Genomic DNA, 18,373 nt, shown 5'->3' with positions numbered 1-18,373 from the left:
TCCTTCCGGAGTCGTTCCATGCGTAGCCCGCTGATTGCTGCCGCCCTTGGCCTGTTTGTGTTGGCCGATGTGGCCCAGGCGCACACCCTGGTAGCCACCAGTAACATCATCGTTCGTGCCTCCCAGCGCACCATCGATTTCACCTCCGATACCACCACGTCGATTCGCGATTCGAAAATCATCCGCGAAGCCCATGACGACGCCGCGAGCTTCGTCGCCAGCAACGGCGACATCCGTGGCGCGCACCTCGAAGCTGCTCTCAACACCTTGCGTACTCGTGTGCCGGAAGCGCGCGACGCCAGTGATCAGGTACTCGCCGAAGCCATCCTCGCGCTGTGAGGTCCGTTGGCGCCTGGCTACTGGCCGGGGCGTTGTTGCTGCTTGGCAACAGCGCCCACGCCGGCCTGCAATTGCGGCTCAAGACCGAGGGGCTGAGCCCGGCTCAACAACAGGCCAGTCAGGCACTGATCGATGAGGCCATGCAGAAACTGCCGCCGAGCTTCATCGAGCGGCTGGATCGGCGTATTGATGTCGGCTGGACGGATGACATGCCAGCCAACGCGTACGGCCAGGCGACGCTGGTTGCCGAGCTCGATCTGAATCGCAAGCTGCTCGCCGGTCTCACCGACGGCAGCGCGGCCGAAGCAAAAACCAATCGCCCCCACGGCACTGTGCGCCAGGAACTGCTCGCCACGGTGCTGCATGAAATCACTCATGTCTACGACCGCGCGCGGTTATGGCCAAGTGCCGAACGCACCGTGATCCAGCGCTGTACCCGCCGCTTCAACAGCGCCGGGTTGATCGGTATTCCCGATGAGTGTCGCGGGCAGAACGGCCGTCGCTTTACCATCAGCGACGATCCGCGCCTGCTTGATCTCGCCGGCTGGCAGCAATACGTCGGTCGCCGTGGCGAGCGGGAACAACACAACCGTCAGATCGCGCGCAGCCCGGACCTGTACGAAATCTCCAGCCCCAAGGAGTTCGTCGCGGTCAACATGGAGTACTTCCTCCTCGACCCGAGCTACGCCTGCCGCCGCCCGGCGCTGTATCGCTACTACAAGGAACATTTCGGTTGGGCGCCGCCCGCGCAGGACACCTGCAGCAAGAGTTTCGCCTTTCTCAATGCGGGCAATGACTTCGCCAAGCAGCCTCTGGGGCAAGTCGATCCGGAACGGGTCTACGCTGTCGACTACCTGCTGGCCGAAGCCAACCAGAACTGGGTCAGCCGCTGGGGCCACAGCATGCTGCGCCTGGTGATCTGCGCCCCCGGGCGCCCGCGCGGCCCGGATTGCCGCCTCGACCTCGATCAGCACCTGGTGTTGTCCTACCGCGCCTTCGTTGGCGATGTGCAGCTGTCGAGCTGGGACGGACTGGTCGGCAAATACCCGTCGCGGCTGTTCGTGCTGCCGCTGGCGCAAGTGATCGACGAGTACACCAAGACCGAACTGCGCAGCCTCGCTTCGGTGCCGCTGAACCTCTCTCGCGAGGAAATCGAAGGCGTGGTCGAACATGCCGCCGAGATGCACTGGAGCTACGACGGCAACTATTTCTTCCTGTCCAACAACTGCGCGGTGGAAGGCTTGAAACTGTTGCGCAGCGGCAGCAATAACAGCCAGCTTGTCGGCCTCGACAGCATCATGCCCAACGGTTTGCTGGAAGTGCTCAAGGGCCGTGGCCTGGCCGACACCAGTGTGCTCGAAGATCCGAAAGAAGCCTTGCGGCTGGGTTACCGCTTCGACTCGTTCCGCGATCGCTATCAGGCGATGTTCGATGTGCTGAAGAAGCAGCTGCCGATCAAGCAGAGCACCGTCGAAGAGTGGCTGTCACTCAGCGCTGAACAACGCCGCGAATGGTTCGACCGCGCCGACCTGCGCACCAGTGCAGCGCTGTTGCTGCTGGAGCAAGCCAGCTTCCGTCGGCAGTTGCTGCTGGCCCAGGATGAGGTCAAGCAACGCTACCTCGGCGCGCGGGAGCTGGAGAACGGCGGCATGGACAAAGCCAATGCGACGTTGCAGGAGATCCTTGCCAACAGTGGCTTCCTCAGCCGCCCGGCGGAATTGCTCGATTCCAAAGGTTACGGACTGCCGCAGCCAGACGAGTTCAGCCGACTCGAGGCAGAAAGCAGTCAACGGCAGAAGAAGCTGCTGGCGCTGTCCGGCGACCTCGATACTGAAGTGCGCAAACTGCTCGAACCCAAGCGTGCGGCCGAGATTGCCGCCAGCGAGGCCAACGTTAAGCAGATTGGCGAGCATCTGCGCAAACTGCACAAGGCCTCGGGCGGACTGCAATTGCCCTGAGCACAAAAAAAGGCTTCAGAACGTCTGTTCTGAAGCCTTTTTTATTCCCTTCGGCTTTAACCGCGAGCGTTGCGCACGCCTTGAGACAGCGCTGAACACAGACTCAACACGCCATCGATCGCCTGCTCAGGCGTATCGGCGCTGGCGATGTGATCGATCAATGCCGACCCCACCACCACACCGTCGGCAAGACGCGCGATGGCAGCAGCCTGCTCCGGCGTACGGATACCAAAACCGATACTGATCGGCAGGTCGGTATGCCGACGCAGACGCGCAACTGCTTCTCCGACGTGTTCCAGCGTTGCCGCACCGGCACCGGTCACCCCGGCCACCGACACGTAGTAAACAAAACCGGAGCTGCCATTGAGCACCCGCGGCAAACGCGCATCATCGGTGGTCGGTGTGGTCAGGCGAATGAAATCCAGCCCGGCAGCCTGCGCCGGGTCGCACAGCTCTTCATTGTGCTCTGGTGGCATGTCGACCACGATCAGGCCATCGACGCCAGCCTCTTTGGCTTCGGCGATAAAACGCTCGACGCCGAATTTGTGGATCGGATTGAAGTAGCCCATCAACACCAGCGGCGTGTCGCTGTTGCCTTCACGGAATTCGCGAACCATTTGCAGGGTTTTCGCCAGATTCTGTTTGGCGCCCAGTGCGCGGATATTGGCCAGCTGGATCGCCGGGCCATCCGCCATCGGATCGGTGAACGGCATGCCCAGTTCGATCACGTCGGCACCCGCCGCCGGCAGGCCTTTGAGGATTGCCAGCGAAGTGTCGTAGTCAGGATCACCAGCGGTGACGAAGGTCACCAGCGCGGCGCGGTTCTGTTGCTTGAGGTCGGCAAAACGGGTTTGCAGGCGGCTCATCAGTGTTTCTCCTGCTGCGACTGTTGCATATGGTGCATCACGGTTTGCATGTCCTTGTCGCCACGGCCCGAAAGGTTGACCACCATCAGGTGATCCTTCGGCAACTTCGGTGCACGTTTGAACACTTCGGCGAGGGCGTGGGCGCTTTCCAGCGCAGGAATGATCCCTTCCAGACGGCAGCATTTGTGGAACGCTTCCAGCGCTTCGTCGTCGGTCACCGAGGTGTACTGGACGCGGCCGATGTCGTGCAACCACGCGTGTTCAGGACCGATGCCCGGATAGTCGAGGCCGGCGGAAATCGAGTGGGCGTCGATGATCTGGCCGTCATCGTCCTGCAGCAGGAAGGTGCGGTTACCGTGCAGCACGCCCGGCACACCGCCGTTGAGGCTGGCCGCGTGCTTGCCGGTTTCGATGCCGTAACCGGCGGCCTCGACGCCGATGATCTCCACGCTCTTGTCGTCGAGGAACGGGTGGAACAGGCCCATGGCGTTGGAGCCGCCACCGATGCACGCCACCAGACTGTCCGGCAGACGACCTTCCTGAGCTTGCAACTGATCGCGGGTTTCCTTGCCGATGACGGCCTGGAAGTCGCGAACCATTGCTGGATAAGGGTGCGGGCCGGCTACGGTGCCGATCAGGTAGAAGGTGTTGTCGACGTTGGTCACCCAGTCACGCAGGGCTTCGTTCATTGCGTCCTTCAGGGTGCCGGTGCCAGCCACAACCGGAATGACTTCAGCGCCGAGCAGCTTCATGCGGAAGACGTTGGCCTGCTGACGTTCGATGTCAGTGGTGCCCATGTAGATCACGCAGTCCAGACCGAAACGCGCAGCGACAGTGGCCGTGGCCACACCGTGCATGCCGGCGCCGGTCTCGGCGATGATGCGCTTCTTGCCCATGCGCCGCGCCAGCAGGATCTGGCCGATGCAGTTGTTGATCTTGTGCGCGCCGGTGTGGTTCAGCTCTTCACGCTTGAGGTAGATTTTCGCGCCGCCGCAGAATTCGGTCAGGCGTTCAGCGAAATACAGCGGGCTCGGACGTCCGACGTAGTCCCGCTGGAAGTAGGCCAATTCTTCTTTGAAGGCCGGATCTTCCTTGGCCGCTTCGTACTCGCGGGCCAGGTCGAGGATCAACGGCATCAGGGTTTCCGCTACATAACGGCCACCGAACGCACCGAACAGGCCGTTGGCATCAGGGCCGTTACGCAGATCAGAGGTGTTCGAAGTCTGGGTCATGGGTCGCTCCAGGTGAATTCGGTGAGAAGACAATGACGCCCACTCTACCCCTGACTTTCCACGCTGAAAACCGATAAGATCGCTACAACCTGTCAGGAAAACTCACAGATATCATGAGCCACGACCTTCCCCCGCTGAATGCCTTGCGCGCCTTCGAGGCTACCGCCCGTCTGAACAGTGTCAGTCAGGCTGCCGAGCAGCTGCACGTCACCCATGGTGCGGTCAGCCGCCAGCTCAAGGTGCTTGAAGAACACCTCGGCGTGAGCCTGTTCGTCAAGGAAGGGCGCGGCTTGAAACTCACAGATGCCGGCGTGCGTCTGCGCGATGCCAGTGGTGAAGCGTTCGATCGATTGCGCAGTGTCTGTGCGGAGTTGACGCAAAACACTGCCGATGCGCCGTTCGTGCTCGGGTGTTCGGGGAGTCTGCTGGCGCGCTGGTTTATTCCGCGTCTGGGGCGGCTGAATGCCGATCTGCCGGATTTGCGTTTGCACCTGTCTGCCGGTGAAGGCGATCTCGATCCTCGACGCCCGGGACTGGATGCCTTGTTGCTGTTCGCCGAACCACCGTGGCCCGCCGATATGCAGGTCTACGAACTGGCGGCGGAACGCATCGGCCCGGTGATGAGCCCGTTGTTCAGCGGCTATCGAAAGCTGCAAGCCGCTCCAGCCGCAGAACTGCTCAACGAGCCTTTGCTGCACACCACCTCTCGCCCGCAGGCCTGGCCCAGTTGGGCACAGCAGTACGGCCTCGACGCCAGGGCGTTGAAGCTCGGGCAAGGATTCGAGCATTTGTATTATTTGCTGGAAGCAGCTGTTGCAGGTCTCGGCGTCGCGATCGCGCCGGAGCCATTGGTCACGGAGGATCTGAAGGCGGGGCGCCTGGTTGCGCCGTGGGGCTTCTGCGAAACCCCGGCGCAACTGGCGTTGTGGCTACCCAAGCGCGCCGCGGACGGGCGCGCCCGGCAACTGGCGCAGTGGCTCAAAAATGAGCTGCGCCAGCCTGATCACTCACCGCGCTTGAACAGAAAGTAGGCAGCGAGCAGACCGATTGCACCGACAGCCACGCCGGCTGTGGTCCATGGGTGTTCCTGCGCGTAGTCACGAGTGGCAATGCCGGTCTCGCGGGTTTTAACTTTGACTTCTTCGTACGCGTCGCTGAGCAGATGACGGGAATGTTTCAGTGCACTTTCGGCATTGCTTTTCAGCGCCTTGAGGGTCTTGCGCGACTCGTCCGAAGCATCGTCTTTCAGGCTTTCCAACGATTTGAGCAGACTCTCGATCTCGGCTTCCATGCTTTGCAACGAGGCTTTACGTAAAGAGGTGTTGGCCATGGTGGCTCTCCTGCATTGGTGATGAGTGGCGTGTGTTGGTTGGGACTTCAACGCTTCGAGAAAGTGCAGAAATTCTGAACTTCGCCAGCGCAGCGGCGCCGAAATCAACAGTGCAATTGCCTGCTAGGCTCAATTTCACCTGCCATTCCAACCCAAGGAGATCGCCATGAGTGACCATCACACGTACAAGAAAGTCGAGCTGGTCGGTTCGTCCACTACCAGCATTGAAGACGCCATCAACAACGCCCTGGCCGAAGCCAACAAGACCCTGCGCAATCTGGAATGGTTTGAAGTGACCGAAACCCGCGGCCACATCGAAAACGGCCAGGTAGCGCATTTTCAAGTGACACTGAAAGTCGGCTTCAAGATTGTCGCCAGCTGAGTTTGAGCCAGTCTTCTGAACTTGCGCGCTGGCCGAGTGCCATAGGGAATGGCAAAGCGCTACAAGGTGAGCGCATCGGGTGGATGACCCGATGCCCGCCTCTTTCAATCCGACCAGGGAGTGCGACCGATGAAGAAGTTCATGTTGGCAGTAGGTTTGTTGAGCCTTGCGGGTGGTGCGTTTGCAGCCGGCAAGCCATGTGAAGAGCTGAAAAGCGAAATTGCAGCGAAGCTCGACGCCAAGGGCGTTTCCGGTTATTCGCTGGAGGTTGTCGACAAGGGCGCGGCGGCTGATGGTGACGTCGTCGGCACCTGCGAAGGCGGCAGCAAGGAAATCGTCTACAAGCGCGGTTGATCGCGCCTGAAATACAAAAGCCGACGTGGATGCGTCGGCTTTTTTTTGGGCGATGATTTCCCTGTGGGAGCTGCGGCACGCTGCGATCTTTTGATCTTGATTTCAAATCAGGATCAAAAGATCGCAGCCTCGTTTCACTCGACAGCTCCTACAAGGGTTCGCGTCATCCCTTCATGACTTGCGCAAGCAATTCGTAGGAATGGATGCGATCGGCGTGTTCGTAAAGATCACTGGTGAAGATCAGCTCATCCGCCTGGGTCTGCTCGATCAGCACTTCAAGCCTGGCGCGGATCTTCTGCGGGCCGCCGACCATGGCAAGGCCAAGGAAATCGCCCACCGCTTCACGCTCATGGGGCAGCCACAGGCCGTCCATTGTTTTCACCGGCGGACGCTGCACCAGGCTCCGCCCACGCATCAGAGCCAGAATGCGTTGGTACACCGACGTCGCCAGATAATCGGCTTGCTCGTCGGTATCGGCCGCCACCAGCGGCACGCCGAGCATTACGTACGGCTTGTCGAGCACCGCCGAAGGCTTGAAGTGGTTACGGTAGATGCGGATCGCCTCGTGCATGAAGCGCGGCGCGAAATGCGAGGCGAAGGCGTAAGGCAAGCCCCGCTCACCCGCCAGTTGCGCACTGAACAGGCTCGAGCCGAGCAACCATATCGGCACATTGGTGCCGGTGCCGGGCATGGCGATCACCCGTTGCTCCGGGGTGCGCGGGCCGAGGTAGCGCATCAGTTCGGCGACATCTTCAGGGAAGTCGTCAGCGCTGCCCGAGCGCTCGCGGCGCAAGGCGCGGGCGGTCATCTGATCAGAGCCCGGCGCACGGCCCAGACCCAGGTCGATCCGCCCCGGATACAGGCTCTCGAGGGTGCCGAACTGTTCGGCAATTACCAGCGGCGCATGGTTGGGCAGCATCACCCCGCCGGAACCGACACGGATCGTCGACGTGCCACCGGCCAGATAGCCGAGCAATACCGAAGTGGCGGAACTGGCGATGCCGTCCATATTGTGGTGTTCGGCGACCCAGAACCGCGTGTAGCCGAATTTCTCGACATGTTGCGCCAGGTCCAGCGAGTTGCGCAGCGATTGCGCAGCGCTGCCGTTTTCGCGCACCGGCACCAGGTCGAGGGTGGAAAATTTAACGTCGGACAGTTTTTTCATGAACCTGCATCTCCGGGTGGGGAGGCAGGTCTTTCTTGCGAACGAAAACCTGCCAAATCCATAAGCGTATTTTATGGAATGAGGGCATATACCCGAGATTCAATAGCAGCGACGAAATTTCCTACTAAAAAAGTCAACGATTCAGCCAGGCTGAACTTTGTTCCGCCGTCTATCCTCAGAAGCCTTGCTAGTAAAAACCGCGACGGCGCGGCGTTCCGCGCCACATTTGAGGAGGCAGACATGGCTATCGTGAAAAAGGCATCGGCGCATTGGGAAGGCGACCTGAAAACCGGTCTCGGCTCGATCTCCACCGAAACCGGTGTATTGCGGGAAGCGCCGTACGGCTTCAAGGCGCGCTTTGAAGGCGGCAAGGGAACCAACCCGGAAGAATTGATCGGCGCGGCCCACGCCGGCTGCTTCTCCATGGCATTTTCGATGATTCTCGGCGATGCCGGCCTGAAGGCAGACAGCATCGACACCAACGCTGAAGTTACTCTCGATCAGGTTGACGGCGGCTTCGCGATCACTGCGGTGAAGCTGATTCTCAAGGCGAAAATCCCGGGCGCGACCCAGCAGCAGTTTGAAGAGCTGAGCAACAAGGCCAAGGAAGGGTGCCCGGTTTCCAAGGTGCTGAATGCGAAGATCACTCTCGAGGCTTCGCTGGTCAGCTGATTGGGCGTTTGCCGGGCTGACGCCTTCGCGAGCAGGCTCGCTCCCACAGGGGATTTGTGCACGTCGCAGATCCAGTGTGGGAGCGAGCCTGCTCGCGAAGGCAGTCTCGAAACCTGCTCAGCGGCCGGCAATTAATACAAGGTGTGAGCGAAGTCAGAACCCGCTCCGCAGAATTGTGGTCGAATAATCGACAGCAGCTTCAGTGCACACCCGTGCGCGCTGCTTCAAGGAGCTTCATCGATGAAACGTATTGGCTTGGCGATCCTTTGCAGTGCACTGGCCACGTCCGCTTTCGCAGCCCCCAAGGACTGTGAAGAGCTCAGAAAGGAAATCGAGATCAAGATTCAGGCGAAAGCAATTCCTTCCTACACCCTGGAAATCATCACGGCGGAAGAGGCGAAGCAGCACGACTCAGCCATGATCGTCGGCACTTGCGAGAACGGTACCAAGCGCATCATCTATCAGAAAAACGGCAACTGAACCGCTAGATGATGCAGTTGAACTCGCGGTCTTCAGCGACGATTTCGCGCTTGGCATTGTACAAACGCGCACTCGGCGTGAATGCCAACGAGCGCCCTTCCAGCAGATAACGCTGGCCGGCCTCGAAGTGGTCATAGCGGATCGTCAGATAACACAGACGCTCCACCGGTCCCGTCAGCAGACTGCCACCGCCGCCAAACACTTCGAAGTCGAAACGCACCCGCAGCTCATGGCTGCCGGGGGTAACCTGGAAGAATCGGCCGTCGTTCAACCGCTGATTATCGAGACGCTCGGCCATCAGCAGTTTGCCGCCAGGGCTTGGCGTGGAGAAGTCGACCCAGGCCATTTGCGGGTCAACCGCGGGCAACGGCGTCTGGCAACCGGCGACAAGGCCGACAACGAGCAACAGCAGCACTTTACGCATGATGGATATCCACAGATCTGAATAGCCAGCATAGCGCCGATCAACTGCTCTGGCAGCCCGCCGGTGTGCCCTGACCGACTACCTTGCGCTGTTCATCATAGAGCTTGGCCCAAGGCCGGAAGCCGATACTGCCAGCCTGCAACTGATAGCGCTGGCCCGCGTTGAAATCCTTGAATTTCACGCTCATCTGGCAATCACGCCACAGCGGTTCGGCATTCGGGCCGATGTTGGTGGCCTCGACCGGAAACTGATAGCGCACCTTCAGCTCGTGGCTGCCGGGCTGCACTTCGAAATAGCGTTTATCGATGGCCTGGGTGGCATCGACTTGCACGGCTTGCAGCGCCGTGTCGTGTTGGCGGGCGTCGAGATCGATCCAGGCTTGCGAAGGGTCGGGGTCGGGCATTCCGAATCCGGCACAACCGGCCAGCGTCAGCAGGCCTCCTGTCAGCATCAACATGCGCATAGCGGTGCTCCTTGAGGCGGGATAGTCTTGGGGCAGACTTTCCGGGGAATTTCTTATTTTGATCAGGCCGTTTTCCAGCCTTGGGTTACTTGATCGCGTTTTTCCGATTTTGTTTCCGGGTGTGTTGTTTTTGTTGCTCAACGGTTGCGCCAGCGTCAGCTACTACAGCCAGCTCGCCAGCGGACAATTGCAATTGCTGCGCGCGCGGGAGCCGGTGGAGAAAGTCATTGCCGACCCGAGCCGCGACGCCAAATTGCGCACGCATCTGGCCCAATCGCAAAAGGCCCGCACGTTCGCCAGCGAGCATCTGCACCTGCCGGACAACCGGAGCTATCGCCTGTACGCCGACCTCGGCCGACCATTCGTGGTGTGGAACGTCTTCGCCACCGCAGAGTTTTCCCTCACGCCGCAGAATCACTGCTTCCCGATTGCCGGCTGCGTGGCCTATCGCGGCTATTACAGCCAGAGCGCCGCGCGTGGCGAAGCGGCGATTCAGCGCTTGCAGGGCATGGACGTGTCGATCGGCGGGGTCGAGGCGTATTCGACGCTTGGCTGGTTCGATGACCCGATCCTCAACTCGATGATGGGCTGGGGCGATGAGCGTCTGGCCACACTGATCTTTCATGAACTGGCGCATCAGAAGTTCTATGTGAAGGACGACACCGAATTCAACGAGTCATTCGCCACCTTCGTCGAGCAGGAAGGCACGCGGCAGTGGCGCGCGTTTCGCGGGCTGCCGGCGGAGTCGGATGCCAGGCTCAAGCAGCGTGACCAGTTCATTGCTCTGGTACTCGACACGCGCTCACGATTGGAGAAGCTCTATGCACAACCGTTGTCTGCCGAGCAGATGCGCGCGGGCAAAGCGGCAGAATTCGAGCGCTTGCGCCGGGAATATCGAGTAATGCGCGACAGTCAGTGGGCCGGGGACAAGCGCTATGACGCCTGGGTCAATGCGCCGCTGAACAATGCGCGATTGTTACCGTTCGGGCTGTATGACCAGTGGGTGCCAGCGTTTGCTGCGCTGTTCAGGCAGGTTGGCGGGGACTGGTTGAGGTTTTATGCCGAGGTTGAGCGGTTGGGGAAGTTGCCGGTTGAAGAGCGCAAGGCGGCGCTGAAAACGTTGGCCAGGTTCTAAGGAATTCGGGGGCATAACGGCCCTTTCGCGAGCAGGCTCGCTCCCACATTGGATAGCGGTGCCCCTGTGGGAGCGAGCCTGCTCGCGAAAGCTATTCATCAGCGCTGCAAAAACGCCTGATGCAACGCATCCAGCGTCTCGAAGTGATAAGCCGGCGCCTCGGCATTCAACTCCTCGAAACTGCCGAACCCATACCCCACCGCCGCTGCATCCAGGCCATTGCTGCGGGCGCCGATCAGGTCATGCTTGCGATCACCGATCATCAGGGTCTGCGCCGGGTCCAGGTGCTCTTCCTCGAGCAGATGCGCGAGCAGCTCAACCTTGTTGGTCCGCGTGCCGTCCAGCTCGCTGCCGTAGATCACTTTGAAATGCCGGGCGAAATCAAAATGCCGGGCGATTTCGTGGGCGAATATCCACGGCTTGGAAGTTGCGATGTACAACTGCCGTCCCTGCCCGCTCAAGGTTTCCAGCAGCGGCGTCACGCCGTCGAACACACGATTCTCGTAGAGACCTGTGACCTTGAAGCGCTCGCGATAGAAATTCACCGCTTCCCAGGCCTTGGCCTCGTCGAAGTCATAGAACTGCATGAACGCTTGCAACAGCGGCGGGCCGATGAAGTGCTCCAGTTTGCTCAGGTCCGGTTCGTCGATGCCAAGCTTGGCCAAAGCAAACTGAATTGAGCGAGTGATGCCCTCACGCGGGTCGGTCAGGGTGCCATCGAGGTCGAACAGTACAGTCTGGTAATGCATGAGAATTCCTGAGCAGATGTAGGGCAATTCAGAGCTGGTCGTAGCCTTCGGCCAGATGCAGGTCCTTGAGCTTGACGTAGTTCGCCGCGCTGTAAGTAAAAAAGGCGTTTTCCTTGTCGGTCAGCGCTCGCACCTGTTTTACCGGGCTGCCGACATACAGGAAGCCGCTCTGCAGGCGCTTGCCCGGCGGCACCAGGCTGCCGGCGCCGATGATCACATCGTCTTCGACCACAGCGCCGTCCATGACGATACTGCCCATGCCGATCAACACGCGGCTGCCGACGGTGCAGCCATGCAGCATGACCTTGTGGGCGATGGTCACGTCATCGCCGATCAGCAAGGGAAAACCGTCCGGGTTGAACGGGCCGGCGTGGGTGATGTGCAGCACACAGCCGTCCTGCACGCTGGTGCGCGCACCGATGCGAATGCGGTGCATGTCGCCACGGATCACCGTCAGCGGCCAGACGGAGCTGTCTTCGCCAATTTCGACGTCGCCGATCACCACCGCCGAACCGTCGACGAATGCGCCTTTGCTCAACTGCGGGGTGTGATTCTGGTATTTGCGAAGGGACACGATTAGTTCTCTCTCTGTCGCCGATAGCTGCGGTGAGTGTCGATTGTAATTAAGATGGGCGCATGTTTCTTCCAGCCAAGGTGCCAACCGTGAGCGTGAACAACCCTCTTTTGCAGTCCTACGACCTGCCGCCGTTCTCCACGATCCGTGCCGAACACGTCCTGCCCGCCATCGAAACCATCCTCGCGGACAACCGCGCCGCCATCGCCGAAATCCTCAAGACCCAGGGCAAGAACCCGACCTGGGCCGGTCTGGTGCTGGCGATGGACGAACTCAACGATCGTCTTGGTGCAGCGTGGAGCCCGGTCAGCCATCTTAACGCCGTGTGCAACAGCGCCGAACTGCGTGAAGCCTACGAGTCGTGCCTGCCGGCCCTGAGCGCCTATTCCACCGAAATGGGCCAGAACCGCGAACTGTTCCAGGCGTATGAAACGTTGGCCAACAGCCCGGAAGCCGCCGGTTTCGACGTCGCGCAAAAAACCATTCTGGAACACGCCCTGCGCGATTTCCGCCTGTCGGGTATCGACCTGCCGGAAGCCGAGCAGAAGCGTTACGCCGAAGTGCAGAGCAAATTGTCAGAGCTCGGCAGCCGCTTCTCCAACCAATTGCTCGACGCTACGCAGGCCTGGACCAAGCACATTACCGACGAAGCCGCCCTCGCCGGCCTGACCGATTCGGCCAAGGCGCAAATGGCCGCCGCCGCACAGGCCAAAGGCCTCGACGGCTGGCTGATCACTCTGGAATTCCCCAGCTATTACGCGGTGATGACCTACGCGCAAGACCGCGCACTGCGCGAAGAAGTCTACGCCGCCTACTGCACCCGCGCCTCGGACCAGGGCCCGAATGCCGGCCAGAACGACAACGGCCCGGTGATGGAAGAGATCCTCGATCTGCGCCAGGAACTGGCCCGACTGCTGGGCTTCGGCAGTTTCGCCGAGCTGAGCCTGGCGACAAAAATGGCCGAATCCAGCGATCAGGTGCTGAGCTTCCTGCGCGATCTGGCCCAGCGCAGCAAGCCGTTCGCCGCGCAGGATCTGCAACAGCTGCGCGCTTACGCCGCCGAACAGGGCTGCGCTGACCTGCAAAGCTGGGACAGCGGTTTCTATGGCGAAAAACTTCGCGAGCAGCGTTACAGCGTCGCTCAGGAAACCCTGCGTGCGTACTTCCCGATCGATAAAGTCCTCAGTGGTCTGTTCGCCATCGTCCAGCGTTTGTACGGCATCGAGATCGCCGAACAGAAAGGCTTCGACACTTGGCACCCGGACGTCCGCCTGTTCGAGATCAAGGAAAACGGCCAGCACGTCGGCCGCTTCTTCTTCGACCTGTATGCCCGCGCCAACAAGCGTGGCGGCGCCTGGATGGATGGCGCCCGCGATCGTCGTCGCACCGTCGACGGCGTGTTGCAAAGTCCGGTGGCCAATCTGGTGTGCAACTTCACTCCGGCTGACAGCGGTAAACCGGCACTGTTGACCCACGATGAAGTGACCACCCTGTTCCACGAATTCGGCCATGGCCTGCACCACCTGCTGACCCGCGTCGAACACGCCGGCGTTTCCGGCATCAACGGCGTGGCGTGGGATGCGGTCGAGCTGCCGAGCCAGTTCATGGAAAACTGGTGCTGGGAGCCGGAAGGCCTGGCGCTGATTTCCGGCCACTACGAGACCGGCGAGCCACTGCCGCAGGATCTGCTGGAAAAAATGCTCGCGGCGAAGAACTTCCAGTCTGGCCTGATGATGGTGCGTCAGTTGGAGTTTTCGCTGTTCGACTTCGAACTGCACGCCACCCACGGCGATGGCCGCAGCGTGGCGCAAGTGCTCGAGGGTGTGCGTGACGAGGTCTCGGTGATGCGACCACCGGCGTACAACCGCTTCCCCAACAGCTTCGCGCACATCTTCGCCGGTGGTTACGCGGCCGGTTACTACAGTTACAAATGGGCCGAAGTGTTGTCCGCCGATGCCTTCTCGAAGTTCGAAGAAGACGGCGTGCTCAACGCTGAAACCGGTCGCGCCTTCCGCGAAGCGATTCTGGCGCGCGGCGGCTCGCAGGCACCGATGGTGCTGTTCGTCGACTTCCGTGGCCGTGAGCCGTCGATCGACGCGCTGTTGCGCCACAGCGGTCTGAGTGAGGACGCGGCAGCATGAGCGACGGCCCTGTGATCACCAAGAAGCGCTTCATCGCCGGGGCGGTCTGCCCGGCGTGCAGCGAGCCGGACAAGTTGATGATGTGGAACGAGGACGGCGTGCCCCACCGCGAGTGCGTGGCCTGCGGTTACTCCGACACCCTCAACGAGCAGGGCCTGTCGGTGCCCAAGGAGCTGGGCACGCGGGTCAATACCAGTGCGCTGAAACCTGCGGCCGACAAGAAGGTTCAGGCGGTGCAATTCTTCCCGAACCCGAAGCTGAAGAAAAAGCCCGACGAGCAACAATGACAACTACCGCCACCTGCCGATGATCGTCGGCTGGTGGCGGTAACTATCTACCACCTCGCCCCCGCGCTTCCTGATTAGGCTCGTCAATCCAGCCCTCTCTCACGGAAGACGCCATGCCTGACACCAATCCCCTCCTGCAACAATGGCAGTTGCCGCCCTGGGCGGCAGTACGCGCCGAGCACTTGCTGCCGGCGGTCGAGCGCATCGTTGCCGATAATCTGCTGATTATCGAAAACGTCATCGCCACTCAGGTCGAGCATCCCAACTGGGACGACGTGGTGATCGCCATCGATGAAGCCGATGCGCGTCTGGATGAAACCATGGCGATCATCGAATTCCTCTCGGTGATTCATGCCGATGATCTCCAGTGGTCGTCGCAGGAAGCCCTGAGTACGCACGCCGCGCAGCGTTACACCACCGCTAAAGCCGCCAATCGACAGTTGCTCCAGGTTTATCAACGATTGGCAAAGAGCTCCATAGCCGCCAGTTTCAGTGAGGCACGCAAAGCCTCGCTGGCGAAAATGCTGCACAGCTTTCACTTGGCGGGGAGCGAATTGCCGAGTGCGCAGCGCAAGGATCTGGCGCGCTTGAACGGTGAAATCGATCTGCTGCAAAAGCGTTTCTCAAGCAATCTCAAAGCCGCCAACACTGCCTGGCACAAGGACATCGACGATGCAGCGCGGTTGGCGGGGCTGCCGTCCGAAACGCTGGCGCAGCTGGCCGCCAATGCCAATAAGGCAGGCCGTTCCGGCTGGCGGCTGACACTGGATCAGAACACTTACCAACTGGTCATGAAGCAGGCGCAGCACCGCGGCTTGCGGGAAGAGTATTTCAAAGCCTGGTGCACCCGCGCTTCGGATCAGGGCCCATACGCCGGTCACTTCGATAACGGACCGGTGCTGGAAAAACTGCTGGCCGCTCGTCATGCCAAAGCACGGCTTCTGGGTTACGACAACTTTGCCCATCTGCGGCTGCATGAGTGCATGGCCAGCGGTACCGATCAGGTTCGCCGTTTTCTGCGCCAGCAGATCGCCCTCAATGCAGTGTCGCTGGCGCGCGAAACCGATGACCTGCAAGCCGCGGCCCGCGAGCAAGGGATCGAGCAGCTGGAAGCGTGGGATCACGATTTTCTCGCAGAGCAGTTACGCCTGGAGCAGTCGCACGGCGGCGGGCAGGACCTGCGCCAGTTCTTCCCGCTGGAAGCCACATGGAACAGCCTCTGCCGCTTCAGCGAGCATATGTTCGGCATCAGCATCAGCGAAATTACCGGCCAGGAACGATTCACCGAAAACGTTCGCCTGTTCGAAGTCAGCGAGCATCAGCAAACGGTTGGTTTCATCTACCTCGACCCGTTCCACCGCGACGCGGGCAACGACTATGCGTGGACCGGTGTACTGCGCAATCGACGGATCAACGCTGAAGGCCGGCCATCACTGCCGATAGCCTCGCTGCAGTGCAATTACACGGCGGCCGCAAACGGGCAGCCGCACCTGCTGGCACTTCAGGATCTACGCGTGCTGCTGCATGAATTCGGGCACTGCCTGCATCATGTGCTGACGCGTTCGCCGCACTACAACCTGTCCGGCATTTCGCACCTGAGTCGCGACGCTGCCGAGTTCGTCGGTCAACTGTTCGAAAAATGGGCGTTGTCCGGGCAATTCCTGCGCTGGCTGGGTACGCATCACCAGAGCGGTGAGCGCCTGTCGGAAACGCAGGCCAACGCCGTGTTTTCCACCACCGACATCCAGCGCAGCCGGGAGACGGCGATGCTGTTGCTGAGCGCGCTGTTCGACTTCGAACTGCACCGCTGTCATGGCGACGGGCGCACTGTTCAACAAGTGGTGGAGGAGGTGCAACGCGAATTCCCGAGCCTGCATGTTCCAGCCTACTGCCGCTTCGCCAACAGCTGCGATTATCTGGTCACTGGTTACGAGGCTTCGCTTTACGCCTACAAATGGTCCGGTGTGCTGGCAAGCGAAGCGTTCAAGCGCTTCGAACGGGAAGGCCTGTTCAACGAGCAGACGGGCCGGGACCTGCGCGAACATCTGCTGTCGGGTGACAAACAGACCCTGCCTGCCGCACTGCAAGCCTATCTTGGCAAACCAATCGACAACGCGCTATTTCCTGCGCCAGCCGATTGAGCTGATCAACGCTGGACGTGCGCCGAGTCGAACCAGTTCTTCATTGAACACATGGCGAATGCACTGGTGCTGCATTCGCCATTGATCAAGGCTTCGTGCAAGCGGTCGACGTCGGCTTGCATCACATAACGCACGCTGTCGTGAAAGTGCTGACTGTCACCAAAACCGCCCTCGGTCATTTCCTTGAGCGCCTGCTCCTTGCTCCAGCCCTGCACCACCACCCGGTACATTGCCGCCATCAGCCCGGTGCGGTCAGAGCCGTGCTTGCAGTGCATCAGCACCGGGCCGTCGGCTTCGGCGGACTGAATCGCACGCAGGGCCTTGAGCACATCGCTGTCGTCGACATGGTTGGTGCGATACGGCAATTGCACCTGCTTGACCCCGGGCGTGGACAGCCAGTCGCTGTCGGCTTCTGGCAGGAAGTTGATCACCGTAACGACATGCAGACTGTTCAGCAGCGGTACCGCGCCACGACTGGGCAAGGCGCTGCGATACAGGGTCGGCGACATGCGGAACAGGTTGAACTGCGCCTCGACCGGCTGCGCCCACTCGGCCTGGCGTGGCGGCGTGGCGTCGGCCGCCCGGGCGGCAATGCCATGCAACAGCGCGACAAGCGAAAAACACAAAGCCGGGAAAAAGCGCATTCGAGACATGCTGGGCTGACCGATTCGGCATCTTGATTGAAGGAATTGCAGCTTCGCTGCTCGGCGGTCAATGCACTGTGAGCCGGCCGTCAAAGAAACGTGAATCATCACCTCGCCGGGCTTTTTTCCGCCCGAAAGCTTTTTCTTGATGCTTAGCCTGCTACCATTTGTCACATGATGTTGCAGAGGGAACGGCTTTTACCGGACCAGACCCTGATCGTCGCGACGCCAAATTCCTCGAGCCGCTCGCAGAAGCGGCTGACTTCTATGCCTGATGAGGTGCCCCCCCATGTCTGATCAAGATCGAGACAACCCGCGGCGTGAGTTCTTGCGCAAATCCCTGACCCTGATACCGGTGGTCACTCTCGCCGGTACCGGCCTGGGCAGCAGCGTGCTGCAAGCCGCACCTGAAAGCGCACCGGCGCCTGCCGCGGCAAAACCCGCCCCTGCCGGCGCCGGTGATTATCAGCCGAGCTTTTTCACCGCCGAAGAATGGGCGTTCATCAACGCCGCCGTCGCCCAGTTGATCCCCAACGATGCGCAAGGCCCCGGCGCCCTCGAGGCCGGCGTGCCGGAATACATCGACCGGCAGATGAACACCCCGTACGCCGCCGGTGCGCTCTGGTACATGCAAGGCCCATTCAATGCCGACGCGGCACCTGAGATGGGCTGGCAGAGCAAACTGGTGCCCAAGGACATCTATCGCCTTGGCATCGCTGCCACGGATCAGTGGGTAAAAGGTCTCAGCGGTAAAACATTTGCCGAGCAAGACAGCGCTACCCGAGACGATTTGCTCAAGCAGCTCGAAGCCGGAAAACCGCAGTTCGATGCGGTGCCGGCGAAGATCTTCTTCAATCTGTTGCTGCAAAACACCAAGGAAGGGTTCTTCTGCGACCCGATCCATGGTGGCAATAAGGGCATGGTCGGCTGGACCATGATCGGTTTCCCCGGCGCCCGCGCCGATTTCATGGATTGGGTGGAACGCAACGAGCAATACCCCTTCCCGGCAGTGTCGATTCGCGGCGAGAGGGCATAAG

At 60.6% G+C, this 18,373-nt stretch carries 21 protein-coding genes; 12 read left to right on the top strand and 9 right to left on the bottom strand.

Annotation, left to right across the window (positions count from 1 at the left end):
• Positions 1-18 precede the first annotated feature (18 nt).
• Together GXB78_RS21405 and GXB78_RS21400 are read left to right on the top strand one after the other, a co-directional pair.
• Positions 19-339 (top strand): DUF2388 domain-containing protein, encoded by a 321-nt coding sequence (locus tag GXB78_RS21405; RefSeq protein WP_039757071.1) that lies wholly within the window; start codon positions 19-21, stop codon positions 337-339.
• Positions 336-2,297: a DUF7844 domain-containing protein gene (locus GXB78_RS21400; RefSeq protein WP_329516871.1), complete on the top strand. Its 1,962-nt coding sequence runs from the start codon at positions 336-338 to the stop codon at positions 2,295-2,297. Before GXB78_RS21405 ends, GXB78_RS21400 begins: the two co-directional genes overlap by 4 nt.
• Before the next feature lie 56 nt (positions 2,298-2,353).
• Here the strand turns inward: GXB78_RS21400 and trpA are convergent, their stop codons facing one another.
• A complete protein-coding gene (gene trpA / locus GXB78_RS21395; RefSeq protein WP_329516870.1) occupies positions 2,354-3,163 on the bottom strand; it encodes a tryptophan synthase subunit alpha in 810 nt (269 codons plus the stop codon).
• On the bottom strand, positions 3,163-4,395 hold the full coding sequence (gene trpB, locus GXB78_RS21390; RefSeq protein WP_016772302.1) for a tryptophan synthase subunit beta: 1,233 nt from the start codon (positions 4,393-4,395) through the stop codon (positions 3,163-3,165). Before trpB ends, trpA begins: the two co-directional genes overlap by 1 nt.
• A 113-nt stretch (positions 4,396-4,508) precedes the next feature.
• Here trpB and GXB78_RS21385 point away from each other — a divergent pair, with 113 nt between their 5' ends.
• Positions 4,509-5,426, top strand: a complete 918-nt coding sequence (locus tag GXB78_RS21385) for a LysR family transcriptional regulator (protein WP_329516869.1) — start codon at positions 4,509-4,511, stop codon at positions 5,424-5,426.
• Here GXB78_RS21385 and GXB78_RS21380 read toward each other — a convergent pair.
• Positions 5,399-5,725 carry a DUF883 family protein gene (locus GXB78_RS21380; protein WP_039757078.1) on the bottom strand — a complete coding sequence of 109 codons (327 nt, stop codon included), beginning with the start codon at positions 5,723-5,725 and terminating at the stop codon, positions 5,399-5,401. The genes GXB78_RS21385 and GXB78_RS21380 overlap by 28 nt on opposite strands.
• Positions 5,726-5,891: 166 nt before the next feature.
• Between GXB78_RS21380 and GXB78_RS21375 the strand changes: the two genes are divergently transcribed.
• Entirely contained in the window at positions 5,892-6,107 is a 216-nt protein-coding gene (locus GXB78_RS21375; RefSeq protein ID WP_039757080.1) for a dodecin, read from the top strand.
• 129 nt (positions 6,108-6,236) lie between these two features.
• A complete protein-coding gene (locus tag GXB78_RS21370) occupies positions 6,237-6,461 on the top strand; it encodes a DUF1161 domain-containing protein (protein ID WP_329516868.1) in 225 nt (74 codons plus the stop codon).
• A gap of 163 nt (positions 6,462-6,624) precedes the next feature.
• Here GXB78_RS21370 and GXB78_RS21365 read toward each other — a convergent pair whose 3' ends face one another.
• Positions 6,625-7,626, bottom strand: coding sequence for an LLM class flavin-dependent oxidoreductase (locus GXB78_RS21365; protein ID WP_329516867.1), 1,002 nt, complete (start codon positions 7,624-7,626; stop codon positions 6,625-6,627).
• A 240-nt stretch (positions 7,627-7,866) separates the two neighbouring features.
• On the opposite strand from GXB78_RS21365, the gene GXB78_RS21360 reads away from it, so the two are divergent.
• Both GXB78_RS21360 and GXB78_RS21355 read left to right on the top strand, forming a co-directional pair.
• Entirely contained in the window at positions 7,867-8,298 is a 432-nt protein-coding gene (locus tag GXB78_RS21360; protein WP_016772308.1) for an OsmC family protein, read from the top strand.
• Between the two features lie 240 nt (positions 8,299-8,538).
• Positions 8,539-8,778: a DUF1161 domain-containing protein gene (locus GXB78_RS21355; RefSeq protein ID WP_329516866.1), complete on the top strand. Its 240-nt coding sequence runs from the start codon at positions 8,539-8,541 to the stop codon at positions 8,776-8,778.
• Positions 8,779-8,782: 4 nt separating this feature from the next.
• Here GXB78_RS21355 and GXB78_RS21350 read toward each other — a convergent pair whose 3' ends face one another.
• Both GXB78_RS21350 and GXB78_RS21345 read right to left on the bottom strand, forming a co-directional pair.
• Positions 8,783-9,202, bottom strand: a complete 420-nt coding sequence (locus GXB78_RS21350) for a PA0061/PA0062 family lipoprotein (protein ID WP_329516865.1) — start codon at positions 9,200-9,202, stop codon at positions 8,783-8,785.
• Positions 9,203-9,242: 40 nt separating this feature from the next.
• Positions 9,243-9,665, bottom strand: coding sequence for a PA0061/PA0062 family lipoprotein (locus GXB78_RS21345; RefSeq protein ID WP_125917044.1), 423 nt, complete (start codon positions 9,663-9,665; stop codon positions 9,243-9,245).
• Positions 9,666-9,723: 58 nt separating this feature from the next.
• Between GXB78_RS21345 and GXB78_RS21340 the strand changes: the two genes are divergently transcribed.
• Positions 9,724-10,800, top strand: a complete 1,077-nt coding sequence (locus GXB78_RS21340) for an aminopeptidase (protein ID WP_329516864.1) — start codon at positions 9,724-9,726, stop codon at positions 10,798-10,800.
• Between the two features lie 98 nt (positions 10,801-10,898).
• Here GXB78_RS21340 and GXB78_RS21335 read toward each other — a convergent pair whose 3' ends face one another.
• The gene (locus GXB78_RS21335) at positions 10,899-11,549 is read right to left on the bottom strand and encodes an HAD hydrolase-like protein (protein ID WP_329516863.1); all 651 of its coding nucleotides are present in this window, start codon (positions 11,547-11,549) and stop codon (positions 10,899-10,901) included.
• 28 nt (positions 11,550-11,577) lie between these two features.
• A complete protein-coding gene (locus GXB78_RS21330) occupies positions 11,578-12,123 on the bottom strand; it encodes a gamma carbonic anhydrase family protein (protein WP_329516862.1) in 546 nt (181 codons plus the stop codon).
• Between the two features lie 89 nt (positions 12,124-12,212).
• Between GXB78_RS21330 and prlC the strand changes: the two genes are divergently transcribed.
• From prlC to GXB78_RS21315, 3 genes are all read left to right on the top strand, one after another.
• The gene (prlC, locus tag GXB78_RS21325; RefSeq protein ID WP_329516861.1) at positions 12,213-14,264 is read left to right on the top strand and encodes an oligopeptidase A; all 2,052 of its coding nucleotides are present in this window, start codon (positions 12,213-12,215) and stop codon (positions 14,262-14,264) included.
• Positions 14,261-14,551: a YheV family putative zinc ribbon protein gene (locus GXB78_RS21320; RefSeq protein ID WP_016772316.1), complete on the top strand. Its 291-nt coding sequence runs from the start codon at positions 14,261-14,263 to the stop codon at positions 14,549-14,551. Before prlC ends, GXB78_RS21320 begins: the two co-directional genes overlap by 4 nt.
• A gap of 113 nt (positions 14,552-14,664) precedes the next feature.
• Entirely contained in the window at positions 14,665-16,692 is a 2,028-nt protein-coding gene (locus GXB78_RS21315) for a M3 family metallopeptidase (RefSeq protein ID WP_329516860.1), read from the top strand.
• A 5-nt stretch (positions 16,693-16,697) separates the two neighbouring features.
• On the opposite strand, the gene GXB78_RS21310 is transcribed toward GXB78_RS21315, so the two are convergent.
• Complete coding sequence (locus tag GXB78_RS21310) at positions 16,698-17,345, bottom strand: phosphatase domain-containing protein (RefSeq protein WP_329516859.1); 648 nt, start codon at positions 17,343-17,345, stop codon at positions 16,698-16,700.
• 280 nt (positions 17,346-17,625) lie between these two features.
• On the opposite strand from GXB78_RS21310, the gene GXB78_RS21305 reads away from it, so the two are divergent.
• Positions 17,626-18,372 (top strand): gluconate 2-dehydrogenase subunit 3 family protein, encoded by a 747-nt coding sequence (locus GXB78_RS21305; protein WP_329516858.1) that lies wholly within the window; start codon positions 17,626-17,628, stop codon positions 18,370-18,372.
• Position 18,373 lies beyond the last annotated feature (1 nt).

Source organism: Pseudomonas moraviensis subsp. stanleyae, assembly GCF_036283065.1.
Lineage (GTDB): Bacteria > Pseudomonadota > Gammaproteobacteria > Pseudomonadales > Pseudomonadaceae > Aquipseudomonas > Aquipseudomonas stanleyae.
Note: the sequence above shows the minus strand (reverse complement) of the source record. Positions and strands in the feature narration are given on the sequence as shown.

Coding starts and splice junctions, on each gene's coding strand:
- GXB78_RS21405 (WP_039757071.1), top strand. CDS start 19: ATGCGTAGCCCGCTGATTGCTGCCGCCCTTGGCCTGTTTGTGTTGGCC.
- trpA (WP_329516870.1), bottom strand. CDS start 3,163: ATGAGCCGCCTGCAAACCCGTTTTGCCGACCTCAAGCAACAGAACCGC.
- trpB (WP_016772302.1), bottom strand. CDS start 4,395: ATGACCCAGACTTCGAACACCTCTGATCTGCGTAACGGCCCTGATGCC.
- GXB78_RS21385 (WP_329516869.1), top strand. CDS start 4,509: ATGAGCCACGACCTTCCCCCGCTGAATGCCTTGCGCGCCTTCGAGGCT.
- GXB78_RS21380 (WP_039757078.1), bottom strand. CDS start 5,725: ATGGCCAACACCTCTTTACGTAAAGCCTCGTTGCAAAGCATGGAAGCC.
- GXB78_RS21375 (WP_039757080.1), top strand. CDS start 5,892: ATGAGTGACCATCACACGTACAAGAAAGTCGAGCTGGTCGGTTCGTCC.
- GXB78_RS21370 (WP_329516868.1), top strand. CDS start 6,237: ATGAAGAAGTTCATGTTGGCAGTAGGTTTGTTGAGCCTTGCGGGTGGT.
- GXB78_RS21365 (WP_329516867.1), bottom strand. CDS start 7,626: ATGAAAAAACTGTCCGACGTTAAATTTTCCACCCTCGACCTGGTGCCG.
- GXB78_RS21360 (WP_016772308.1), top strand. CDS start 7,867: ATGGCTATCGTGAAAAAGGCATCGGCGCATTGGGAAGGCGACCTGAAA.
- GXB78_RS21355 (WP_329516866.1), top strand. CDS start 8,539: ATGAAACGTATTGGCTTGGCGATCCTTTGCAGTGCACTGGCCACGTCC.
- GXB78_RS21350 (WP_329516865.1), bottom strand. CDS start 9,202: ATGCGTAAAGTGCTGCTGTTGCTCGTTGTCGGCCTTGTCGCCGGTTGC.
- GXB78_RS21345 (WP_125917044.1), bottom strand. CDS start 9,665: ATGCGCATGTTGATGCTGACAGGAGGCCTGCTGACGCTGGCCGGTTGT.
- GXB78_RS21335 (WP_329516863.1), bottom strand. CDS start 11,549: ATGCATTACCAGACTGTACTGTTCGACCTCGATGGCACCCTGACCGAC.
- GXB78_RS21320 (WP_016772316.1), top strand. CDS start 14,261: ATGAGCGACGGCCCTGTGATCACCAAGAAGCGCTTCATCGCCGGGGCG.
- GXB78_RS21315 (WP_329516860.1), top strand. CDS start 14,665: ATGCCTGACACCAATCCCCTCCTGCAACAATGGCAGTTGCCGCCCTGG.
- GXB78_RS21310 (WP_329516859.1), bottom strand. CDS start 17,345: ATGTCTCGAATGCGCTTTTTCCCGGCTTTGTGTTTTTCGCTTGTCGCG.
- GXB78_RS21305 (WP_329516858.1), top strand. CDS start 17,626: ATGTCTGATCAAGATCGAGACAACCCGCGGCGTGAGTTCTTGCGCAAA.